Source organism: Photorhabdus sp. RM322S, from assembly GCF_042879395.1.
Taxonomy (GTDB): domain Bacteria; phylum Pseudomonadota; class Gammaproteobacteria; order Enterobacterales; family Enterobacteriaceae; genus Photorhabdus; species Photorhabdus khanii.
Window position 1 is genome coordinate 1 of the sequence record NZ_JBHFKW010000131.1, and the last position, 1,036, is coordinate 1,036.

Below are 1,036 nucleotides of genomic sequence, written 5' to 3' on the forward strand. Positions count from 1 at the left end.
GCGAAATGACCCCCTAAGCTTTCGGCTCCTTGGGCCAAAGATATTCGCCAGTCAGTAGAATGTGTGCCCAGCCCAATGGGGATATGTGGGGAAGAAATTCTGGGGGAACGTCAAGTCCCTCGTCCCGCCGCTCCGCAACGGCATGTCCGAGATGGACAGTATTCCAGTAGATGATGATCGCGGTTAGTAGATTAAGTCCAGCGATTCGGTAGTGTTGGCCCTCTGTCGTGCGATCACGAATCTCCCCCTGCCTCCCGATACGGAGCGCATTTTTGAGCGCATGGTGGGCCTCTCCCTTGTTAAGCCCGATCTGGGCACGCCTCTGCATGTCCGTGTCCAGGATCCACTCAATGATGAAAAGAGTGCGTTCAATACGACCAACCTCACGAAGCGCAACCGCAAGGTTGTTTTGTCGTGGGTAAGAAGCGAGCTTGCGCAGGAGTTGGCTGGGTCTGATTTTGCCTGCGGTCATCGTCGCGGCACAACGGAAAATATCAGGCCAGTTCGCAACGATCAGCTCCTCCCGGGCTTTTCCACCCACCAACTTACGCAGCTCTTTGGGTGTCGTATCGGGATTAAACACATACAACCGCTTCGATGGCAGATCTCGGATACGCAGAACGAGCTGATAGCCGAGTAGGCTACTGGCTCCGAACAAATGGTCGGTGAATCCTGCTGTATCGGCATACTGCTCGCGAACATGACGACCGACCTCGTTCATCAGAAGTCCATCGAGAATATACGGTGCCTCGCTCACGGTCGCCGGAATCGACTGACAAGCGAACGGCGCGAACTGGTCGCTTACGTGAGTATACGCTTTGAGGCCGGGAACAGAGCCATATTTGGCGTTGACCATGTTCATGGCTTCGCCATGCCGCGCTGTCGGAAAAAACTGACCATCGCTCGATGCTGACGTGCCCATCCCCCAGACGCGTGACATCGGCAGTTTGCCCTGTGCGGCCACCACCATTGCCAATGCCTGGTTCATGGCTTCGCTTTCAACATGCCAGCGGGCAAGGCGCGAGAGCTGCCAATA

The 1,036-nt window shown here is 55.8% G+C and carries 1 protein-coding gene; it reads right to left on the reverse strand.

Annotated features, from left to right (window positions below):
- Positions 1-13: 13 nt before the first annotated feature.
- Positions 14-1,036: Tn3 family transposase (locus ACGF63_RS22895; protein WP_387633379.1), on the reverse strand; the 1,023-nt coding region annotated here is incomplete at its 5' end.